Source organism: Candidatus Krumholzibacteriia bacterium, from assembly GCA_029865265.1.
Classification (GTDB): domain Bacteria; phylum Krumholzibacteriota; class Krumholzibacteriia; order WVZY01; family JAKEHA01; genus JAKEHA01.
In genome coordinates this window covers 1-5,490 of sequence record JAOUHG010000075.1, presented here as the reverse complement: position 1 = coordinate 5,490, position 5,490 = coordinate 1, and the positions used below count along the sequence as shown (strand labels likewise).

The following is a 5,490-nucleotide window of genomic DNA, read 5'->3' as shown; positions in this document are numbered from 1 at the left end:
CGCGCGGTGAACCTTCACCCGGGGCCCGATTGCCAGCCGCAGGATGAGGCTGTCCCCCTCCACCGCGAGCAGCCGGCCTCGCAGCGACGAGCCGTCACGCAGTCGCACCATCTCGCCCGACGCCAGTGCCGGGAGCAGCATCACGCCCGCCAGGGCGAGCACCGCCAGACGATTCATTCTCATGGTTGTGTCCATCCTCTCACGGGTCCAGTTACGGGCCGCAGCCGGGGGGCGTTGTCGCGCGCCATGATACAAGCCACCCCCGTCGCCCACAAGGCGAATGGGAAGCATGGGGATTGCCGCATACCAACGCCACGTATCTCGACACGACGGGCCCGGACGTGGTACAATGGAACCCTCAATCGAAGCCTTTGAACGGGCCGCGGTTCCCCCGGAAACGGTGCACCGCCGGGGCATTCTGCCGGCCTTTTCGAGGCGCAGAGCGATCAACCGACCGTTATTGCAGCAGCAGAGTAAGCATCCAAGGAGTTGATCAGTTATGAAGCGGTCCATGATTCTCATGCTCGTCCTTCTCGGCGTGGCGATGATCGCGCCGGCGTGGGCGGACAACCCGACGGCGGCCAAGGCGGTCGCGGGTGAGGACGCAGGTTTGACGACGCTGGCGATCACCGTGTCTTCCAACACGGACGACGTCTATGGCGTCACCATCAACGGCGCGGCCATCGATGACATCCGCGCGCCCAAGGGTTGGGTCGGCATTGCGTCGGGCTCCAACGTGATGTTCCGCACCGGCGACAACCCGGTCAAGCGTGGCAACAGCCTCGCGTTCCGGGTCGTCACCAGGGACGCATCCGCGGGTCTGACCGTGTCATTCCGGGGCAAGGAAGACCCGCTCGGAACACCGGTGAGCCTCTAGTTTCAGGGGTACAGGCGGAGGCAATGGGCCCCCGCACGGCGGCGCGGCGGCGAGCAATCGCCGTCGCGCCGTTTTGTCATGTAAACCAATCGCTTTTCGAATGCGACGCGCGCCGCTATATTTGCAGGGTATGATGCTGCGCACCCTGATCGCACTCCTGCTGCTGGCGACCCCGGCGGGGATGCGGGCGCAGGACGGAGGCGGGAGCGATCCCCTCGCCCCCGCGCTGCGCGCCCTGGCCGACGGAGACACCGCGGCGGCGGTGGACTGGCTGCAGCGTTCTCATCGCCGCCTGGATGGTCCCGCGGGGTTCATTCTGCTGGGCCAGGTCTACCGCGAGCGTGGCACCATCGTCGACCGCCTGCGGTCGCAACAGGTTCTCGAAGATGCGAAGGCCCGCTTCCCCGACGACATGGATGTGCGCATGGAGCTGGGGCGCACCTACTACGCGCAGCGCTTCTTCCCGGACGCGGTGGCCTGCTTCGACCAGGTGCTGCGGCGCGATCCCCGGCGCTGCGACGCCCACTATCTCATCGGTCTCTACCACTTCCACAACTGGAAGCGCGTGAACGATTTTGGCGACGACCTGCTGGCCGCCCGCCGCGAACTCCGCGCTGTGGTTGACTGCGACACCACCAACGCCGATGCGGCCTTCAAGTACCTGGTGGCGCGTTACGCCCTCGAGGACACGTCTTCCGCCGAGTGCACGCGCATGATGCGGCGCTTTCCCGATCGCGCCGAGTTTCCGCTCTACCGAGCCACCCTCGCTTTTGAGAAGGAGGATCTGCGGGCGTGTGACAGAGACTTCACGCGTGGTCTGGAACTGCTCGACGAAGAGACCCGCCTCGCCTACGGCCGGGTGAAGCGCATCATGACCGGGACCGAACAGAAGCGGTACGCGTCCTCGGACCAGGATTCGCTGGCGCGCGCCCACTGGGTACGGCGCGATCCAGATCCCACCACTGCAATCAACCGCTCGAAACTCGAGCATTTGTACCGCATGTTCGTCTGCGACGCGTTGTACTCCCCACCCCGCTCGCCGCGCCGCGGCTGGAACACCGATCGCGGCGAAACGTTCCTCAAGTTCGGGAAGCCGGCAACCATCTACCACAGCCTCGGCGACGACCCCACCAGCGGACGGATCCAGGTGTGGTCGTACGTGCTGGGCGGCGTGCTCTTTCAGTTTCTGTTCGTGGACGAGTACCTCAACGGGAATCCGCGCATTCCCGCATCGGCCGGCCTGACCATGCACATGCTGCGCGAGTCTCCGGCGCAGAGCAAGGTGGAGGCGCTGGCCGCACCCATTCCCGGCATGCTGGACGTGGTGGCGTTTCGCGATGACGGTATGGCGGCCACCGTCTATCTCGCCATGCTCGTCGACGCCGACAGCCTGCGCTCGGTGGCCGACATGTCGCGTGTGAACGCATTCAACGTCCGCACCGCGTGGTTCGACCCCGTTTGGAGCCGCGCCGGTACGACCGCCCAGCAGGTGCGCTCGGCGGAGGTGCCGCAACGGCGGGAGGGCGGGCGCAGCAGCTACGAGTTCGTGCGCAGCAGCCGCATCCCCTTCGATCGTTTTCATTTTGCCTGCGCCTTCGAAGACGGCACCGGCGCCGCGCGCGCATTGCTGCTGGGCGAGGCGGACGCATCGCGCTTCATGGGAAACGAGCTCGTCCTGAGCGACATCCTTCTCACCGCGCAGGACGGCCCCGCCGCGTCGGCAATCACGCGCGGCGGCGAGCGCGTATGGCCGCGCATAGATCGCGCGTACCGGCCGGGCGAGATGCTGGGAGTCTACGTGGAGATCTACAACCTGGCGCGCGTGGCGCGGTCGACCGTCTACGACGTTCGCTTTGCCATCTACCCGGGCGTCGACGAGGACACGCCCTCGTGGCTGCGCTGGGGCCGGAACATCGTGGCGCAGATGGGCTTCGGGGGGCAGGCCGCCATCGCCCAGACCTTCCGGCGCCAGGGATCGCGGCACCAGGACCACGAAGCGGTCCGCATCGACATCGACCGGCTGGCGCCGGGCCCCTACCAGTTGCTGATCGAGGTGACGGATGTGCACTCCGGCCACCGGGCCACGAGTCACACACCCTTTCGCAGGCAGGAGGCGCGCGTAGCCGGACGCGAGTGACGGCTACTGCGGGGGGGGAATGGGCTTGCCGTTGGGATCGTCGGGCGGAGGATCCGGATCCTTCTCGATGAATACCTTGATGATGAAGAAGGCAACGAATGCCGCCACGATTACGAACACGGCAATGTCGCGGACCAGTTTCTTGTTGTCGGTTTCCTCGGGGAGAAAGAAGTCGTCCTCGGTCGAGTCCGGAGGCGCGGCGATGAAGCTCGACGCCGGCACTGCGTCGCGCAACCGGTACGAGACCGTACTCGCAACCTCCGCCGCATCGGTAGCGGCCGCCACCTCACCGTCCGCCGCGCGCGAGGGGGCGGGCGGCAGCCCGCTGACGAAAACGGTCACGCACAACGCGACCGCCACGACTCGATTCAGGATTGAAAGCAACACCGTCGGGAAGATAACGGCTGGCGAACGCCTTGACAACGTCCAAGACCGCTCGTACCTTGACAGTGCTACCAGCCTAACCATGGTAAGTAGCGCAAAGTGGGTCTGCTTGTGGTCGGCGGCAGGCCCCTTTGCTTGGTGGACGTCACCCGGCCCGGCGCCCGGCGGATACGCGCCGGGGCTCCTCCGGCGCCTGTTCCCCGGGCGAAACCGGCCGCCCCATCCCCAACCCGCCGGAGCGCCACACCGAGAGATAGCCCACACCCGACGCGTACGAGACGATGAGAATCCCCACCAGCCCGGTGACGGTCACTACCACCGGCACCTCCCGCCCCAGAAAATGCATGACGGAAAGCAGTGTAAGCCCCACGATGCTCTGGGTCAGCATCTTGATGCGGCCGAACCGGCTGGCGGGAATGAACCGCCCGTGCCGCCGCAGGCTGTATGCGCGCAGCAGCGTCACCGCCGTCTCGCGCAACGCGACCAGCGCGACCAACCCCCACACCCAGGGAGAGCGGGATTCGACGCCGACCCAGACGAACACCACACCCATGAGGACCTTGTCTGCGAGCGGATCCAGGTGAGCACCCAGCGCGGTAGACTGGGAGAAGGCGCGCGCGTACCAGCCGTCGAACGCGTCGAGGAGCGCGGCCGCGATCAGGATGCCGACGGCCGCCTGCGGCGCGTGTGCGATGGCAAGGAGGGCCGCCGCGAGGGCCATCACCATGCGGGACATGGTGAGGACGTTGGGAACGGTGATGCGCGCAGTCACGCCCGCCACCATACCACACGACGGCGGCCCTGCCCGCCGCGCACGGGCCGGTATCCCGGGGCGGCGCCAGCGCCATGACCCGCCGCGAAGAATCCAGACGCAAGTGGTGGGTGATCGGGGGTATCGTCCTGGCCTTTCACCTGGCACTCCTGCTGTTCGTTCGGCCCGAGTACTTCGATTTCCTGCTGCGCGACGTCGACGCGCCGTCCGGCGCGCGCGGTTCGAGTTCGTCCTCCCTGCCGGATGCGATCATCGCCATTCAGATCGACGTCGAGGACGCGGACGCGGAGCTTCCCGCCGAGCCCGAGTTGAGCAGCGTCACGCCGACGCCCCCCACGCCCGAACCGCGGGAACGCGACGGAGAGGGCCAACTGGATGCCATGGAAACCATCGACGTGGGAGACATACTGGGTGATGCCGCCGAACCGCGCCGGGGGGGCGGCACACGGCGCCAGGAAACCATTCCGCCGCGCCCGGTTGAGATCACGTGGCCGGAAACCCGCCGGCTGAAGCATTGCATCGGCCGCCACGTGGACGTCCGCATTCTCGTAGCCCGGGACGGGCGGATTCGCGAAGTGGTGCCGCAGGCGGCCGATATCGCGCCCGACTGCCTGCGGGCGGCACTGGACGCCGCCCGCCGCATCAAGTTCACCCCGGGAAGGGTGAACGGAGAGCCCGCGGAACTGTGGGCACAGGTCCGCATCGACTTCGAAGAGAAGCGCTGATTCCCCCTACCACACCTCGCGTCCCCGCCACACGTCGAACACGCGCAGCGAGCGGTCGGCGAACTCGCCGATCACCTCCGGGAAGCCGTCACCGGTGAGGTCCGCCAGCGCCAGCCGGTCGCCAAACACCTGATCGGTCTGGAACTGGATGTTGAAGAAGCGGCTGTCCACGATGATGCCGCTGTTGAGCACGATCTCCGGCTGGGGATCATCGTCCACGTTTCCGATCACGACGAAGTTCGCAATCATGTTGGTGGTGCTGCTCCACTGCACGTTGCGGTTGTACCCGTCGAATATGAAGAGCCGGTCGTCGGCCAGGATGACGACCTCCAGCTGCCGGTCGCCGTCCAGTTGCGCCACCGCCATATGGTCGACGCGATTGTAGCGGAGCTGCTGGTTCTCCCAGTCCAGTTCATAGGTGGCCAGGTCGTAGATGAGCACCCGGCCGGCAACCGAACAGATCAGCAGCTGGAGCTTCCCGTCGCCGTAGAGATCTGCGACGATGATGCTGCTGGCGCGGGAGCCGAGCGTGGTGACCTCCCAGGTCATCTTCAGAGCGCCATCGTCCATCGCATACACGTGCACGTGCCCGCTC

Annotated in this window: 7 protein-coding genes; 3 read left to right on the top strand and 4 right to left on the bottom strand. The window is 66.6% G+C overall.

Features of this window, described 5'->3' with window-relative positions:
* The coding region (locus OEX18_15530) for a hypothetical protein (GenBank protein MDH4338675.1) at positions 1-183 on the bottom strand (183 nt) is incomplete at its 3' end.
* A gap of 316 nt (positions 184-499) precedes the next feature.
* Here OEX18_15530 and OEX18_15525 point away from each other — a divergent pair.
* Both OEX18_15525 and OEX18_15520 read left to right on the top strand, forming a co-directional pair.
* Positions 500-877, top strand: coding sequence for a hypothetical protein (locus tag OEX18_15525; GenBank protein MDH4338674.1), 378 nt, complete (start codon positions 500-502; stop codon positions 875-877).
* A 133-nt stretch (positions 878-1,010) separates the two neighbouring features.
* Entirely contained in the window at positions 1,011-3,014 is a 2,004-nt protein-coding gene (locus OEX18_15520; protein MDH4338673.1) for a GWxTD domain-containing protein, read from the top strand.
* Between the two features lie 3 nt (positions 3,015-3,017).
* Here the strand turns inward: OEX18_15520 and OEX18_15515 are convergent, their stop codons facing one another.
* Together OEX18_15515 and OEX18_15510 are read right to left on the bottom strand one after the other, a co-directional pair.
* Complete coding sequence (locus OEX18_15515) at positions 3,018-3,356, bottom strand: hypothetical protein (protein ID MDH4338672.1); 339 nt, start codon at positions 3,354-3,356, stop codon at positions 3,018-3,020.
* 187 nt (positions 3,357-3,543) lie between these two features.
* The gene (locus tag OEX18_15510; protein ID MDH4338671.1) at positions 3,544-4,170 is read right to left on the bottom strand and encodes a CDP-alcohol phosphatidyltransferase family protein; all 627 of its coding nucleotides are present in this window, start codon (positions 4,168-4,170) and stop codon (positions 3,544-3,546) included.
* Between the two features lie 74 nt (positions 4,171-4,244).
* On the opposite strand from OEX18_15510, the gene OEX18_15505 reads away from it, so the two are divergent.
* Positions 4,245-4,895 carry an energy transducer TonB gene (locus tag OEX18_15505; GenBank protein ID MDH4338670.1) on the top strand — a complete coding sequence of 217 codons (651 nt, stop codon included), beginning with the start codon at positions 4,245-4,247 and terminating at the stop codon, positions 4,893-4,895.
* 6 nt (positions 4,896-4,901) lie between these two features.
* Here OEX18_15505 and OEX18_15500 read toward each other — a convergent pair.
* A partial coding sequence (locus OEX18_15500) for a hypothetical protein (protein ID MDH4338669.1) occupies positions 4,902-5,490 on the bottom strand: 589 nt, incomplete at its 5' end.